The sequence below is a fragment of the uncultured Cetobacterium sp. genome (assembly GCF_947039425.1).
GTDB lineage: Bacteria > Fusobacteriota > Fusobacteriia > Fusobacteriales > Fusobacteriaceae > Cetobacterium_A.
Window position 1 is genome coordinate 1 of the sequence record NZ_CAMQYW010000213.1, and the last position, 3478, is coordinate 3478.

The window sequence follows — 3478 nt, forward strand, 5'->3', positions numbered from 1 at the left end:
ACTAAAAGAAGAACTCTATCTGGATATCTATGTGTTAATCCAGGAACAGGTGAATCTCCATCTTCATGAAGTGGGTCAAGTTGATCTGCTGCAGCTTGATGTAACTCATTAATTGATGGAACTGCTTGCATTCTCACAGGACACTTTGGGTCCTCAGGATTCATTATACTTAAATAATATGGTGTTATTCCCATTCTTATTGTTTCTAATGATTTTTCAATTCCATCTCTTTCTTTATCTGTTAAATTAATCATACTTTCAAGTTGCTCTAATGTTTCTATTCTATTAGACAGTTGCCATTTCCAGTCATTCCACTGCTCATCAGTTACATTAAATTTTTCTCTTAAATTTATCATTAGTAAATTCCTCCAAAATTTTTAATTTTAACTACACATATAACTTTTCAAATAACTCTCTTATATCTTTTGATTCTTTTATAATTTCTAAAGTTAACTTAGCATGTCCTTTTGTATATCCATTTCCCACTATCATTGTTACATCTTTTCCTACCCCTTCAGCACCAAGAGCTGCCTTTGTAAATGATGTTGCCATTGAAAAGAAGTAAACTATTCCTTCATCTTTTGTTATTAAAATAGAAGACATCTCTGTTCCAGGTACATTTACGTTATTTATTACAACATCACAAAGATCTCCATTTGTCATCTCATTTATTGTATTATAAATATCTACTGGCTTTGTTGCATCTCCTACTAATACTTCATGAGCTAGTCCCATATCTTTTATTCTTTGAGCATTTCCTTCTGAATATTCAAATACAATTACCTTTCCAGTTTCCCCAACATTTTTCATAGCTTGATAACAGCAAAGGATTCCAGATTTTCCTCCACCACCAATTATACAAACTACGTCTCCCTCTTTTACAAGTTTTTCAACTTGAGCTGGAGCTCCTGCAACATCAAGGGCTGCTAATGCTAATTTTTCAGGTACATCTTTAGGCAATACTGCATATAGACCACTTTCAAATAAAACGGCCTTCCCCTCTATATCCACTTGATCATTTGCTATGTTTATTTTTTTAATTTTATCGATTTTTAATGGCGTTAAAGATAATGATACTAATGTAGCTATTTTATCTCCTACTTTTATAGTTTTATCTGGAAAATCTCCACCTATTTTTTCAATAGTTCCTATTAGCATTCCTCCTGAACCTGTTACAGGATTTTGCATTTTTCCTCTTTCATCAACTATTTTTAATATCATCTCTACCATCTTTTTTTCATCACTATTACAAGCTACTTTTATTTGAGTAAAACTTGCAGAATCAATATTTAATGTTTGAACATCTATTAAAATCTCATTTGACAAAATATCCATGCTATTTGATATTTTTACTGCCCCTTGTGGTAATGACCCAATTGGTTCAATTACTCTATGTGTTCCAAATTTACATCCTTTTTCCATTTTATACCCCCTTTTTTAATCCTAGTATTTTTCTTGCTTCTTCTGGAGTTGCTATTTCTCTTCCTAACTCTTTTGCTAATCTTACAACTTTTTCTACTAACTCCCCATTATTTTTTGCTAAAACCCCTTTTTCTAAATATATATTATCTTCAAATCCAACCCTAACATGACCACCAGATATAATAGAAGCTGCCGCTAATGAAAATTCATATTTCCCTATTCCTGCAACTGAATAAGTTGATCCACAAGGAATACTTCCTTTTAAAAAAACAAAATCTCTTAATTCTCCAGATATTCCTCCATTTACTCCCATTACAAAACTAAAGTGTAGAGGTTCTTTTATATACCCTTTTCTAGACAATCTTACAGCCATATCTATCATTGATTTATCAAATATTTCTATTTCTGGTTTTACATTCATATTTAACATCTCTTGACCAAACTCTTTAATCATATTTTCAGTATTAACAAAAATTTCATCTCCACCAAAATTCAGTGTTCCACAATCTAATGTGGCCATTTCAGGTTTTAGTATTACTGGTTCTAATCTTTCTTTTGATGTCATTCCAACTGATCCTCCTGTTGAAGGCTGAATAATAACATCATTACATCTTTTTTTTATAGCTTCTATACACTCTTCATATCTCTCTTTTCTTTGTGTTGGTGTTCCATCATCCTCTCTCACGTGAAGATGAATTATACTTGCTCCAGCACTATAAGCTAAATATGCTTCTTGTGCAATTTCATCAACTGTATATGGTACAGCTGGATTATGCTCCTTTGTTACCTCTGCTCCACAAATTGCAGCAGTAATTATTAATTTTTCCATAATATTACCCCTTTCTTTGTAGTTTTTTAGGTACAACACAAGTTCCAACTGCTTTACATACAACTATTGGTTCATCTAAAAAATCTGCTGCTGAATCACAAATATCAACTCTTGGAACTATAACTTTTCTAGCTTCAAACTTCATCTCTCTTGAGCTATTTCCAACCTTTGTAATTTCACCAACTACCTCTAAATAATCTCCTCCATAAACTGGAGCTATGAACTCTATATCCTTATAGGCTTTAAATAACCCCTCATCTCCATCGTGTTTAATTAGTAACTCTGTTGCCACATCACCAAACAACTGTAAAATTCTTGCACCATCTACTAAATTCCCACCATAGTGAGCATCACTTGAACTCATTCTCAGCCTAATCATAGATTTTATCATAACTCCACTCCTTATATTTTATTTAGTTAACACTATCTTTTCTAGATTTTCTTCTACTACTTTTTCATCTTTTAAACTTACATCTGGTTCTGATGGTAATGCAAATCTTGGAATAAATCTATCAAAACCTGTTATTGTTAAAATCAAGATACTAGAAACTGCAATATATGCCATAAAATTATATTTAATAATACTAATTGGCGTAAACGTAATTAGAGGATAAACAGCATTAGCTATTCCTAAATAAAATCCAATATATACGTGCCATGGGATCAGTTGTGAACCAAATACCCCAAGAGCATCACTAAAAGTGGCATTTCTTAATTTTAATGTTTCAATATCTTTTTCACTTCCATTTACATTTTTTTCAACTAACTCTCTAATTATAGGTCCTATAGTTACTATTTGTGCCATTTCATCAGCAAGAGCTGCATTTCCTAAAATTGATAAGACTCCATTATAAAACATTAATTGTCTTACATTTCGTGACATTTTTTTAATTAATTTTGATATTGGCCTAAAAGCATCCATAGTTTTCATTATTCCACCAAAAGCTGCAACCCACATCATCATAACTATAACCCAAGAACCTGCGCCCTCAAAACCTGAATAAACTAAATTTAAAAATGATTCTGTACTTGTTACTGTTCCTGCAAATAATCCAAATATAAACGATGTAAATATTCCAATAAATAAACAAAGCAGAGTATTTACTCCTTTAAATGCAGAAATTAAAACTAAAGCAAGTGGAATAACCATATAATATGGAACTCCTGATTTTACTTGATTTAATAGAGCTACTGCACTAGCTCTTTGTTCACTTAAAGCCTTCCAAG

At 31.7% G+C, this 3478-nt stretch carries 4 protein-coding genes and 1 pseudogene; all 5 read right to left on the reverse strand.

Annotated features, from left to right (window positions below):
- Positions 1 to 356 (reverse strand): annotated as a pseudogene (locus Q0V09_RS09335) (lysine 2,3-aminomutase); the annotation flags it as partial.
- Positions 357 to 387: 31 nt separating this feature from the next.
- The gene (locus tag Q0V09_RS09340) at positions 388 to 1422 is read right to left on the reverse strand and encodes an L-erythro-3,5-diaminohexanoate dehydrogenase (RefSeq protein WP_297488837.1); all 1035 of its coding nucleotides are present in this window, start codon (positions 1420 to 1422) and stop codon (positions 388 to 390) included.
- A 1-nt stretch (position 1423) separates the two neighbouring features.
- Entirely contained in the window at positions 1424 to 2251 is an 828-nt protein-coding gene (locus Q0V09_RS09345) for a 3-keto-5-aminohexanoate cleavage protein (protein WP_297407528.1), read from the reverse strand.
- Positions 2252 to 2255: 4 nt separating this feature from the next.
- Entirely contained in the window at positions 2256 to 2639 is a 384-nt protein-coding gene (locus Q0V09_RS09350; protein ID WP_297407530.1) for a hotdog domain-containing protein, read from the reverse strand.
- Between the two features lie 21 nt (positions 2640 to 2660).
- Positions 2661 to 3478 (reverse strand): Na+/H+ antiporter NhaC family protein (locus tag Q0V09_RS09355; protein WP_297488840.1); only part of this gene is annotated, 818 nt, incomplete at its 5' end.